The organism is Salinivibrio costicola subsp. alcaliphilus (assembly GCF_001996185.1).
Taxonomy (GTDB): Bacteria; Pseudomonadota; Gammaproteobacteria; order Enterobacterales; family Vibrionaceae; genus Salinivibrio; species Salinivibrio costicola.
Genome location: NZ_MUFR01000237.1, coordinates 1 through 211, shown reverse-complemented (window position 1 = coordinate 211; position 211 = coordinate 1). Strand labels below are relative to the sequence as shown.

Here is a 211-nt window from a genome sequence, read left to right as displayed (position 1 = left end):
CCCGATGGGAAAAGCGGTCAGCTATACGCTGAAACAATGGCGTTACCTGGAGAAGTATGTCGAAGACGGCGGCTACCCGATAGACAACAATCAGGTCGAGCGGGAAATCCGCCCGGTGGCGACCGGGCGGAAGGCTTGGTTGTTCGCGGACACCCAAAGCGGGGCGAATGCCAGCGCCGTCTGGTTCAGTATCATGCTGACCTGTCGTGCC

At 59.7% G+C, this 211-nt stretch carries 1 protein-coding gene; it reads left to right on the top strand.

The window, feature by feature from the left end:
- The coding region (locus BZJ21_RS16025; protein WP_158075565.1) for an IS66 family transposase at positions 1-211 on the top strand (211 nt) is incomplete at both ends.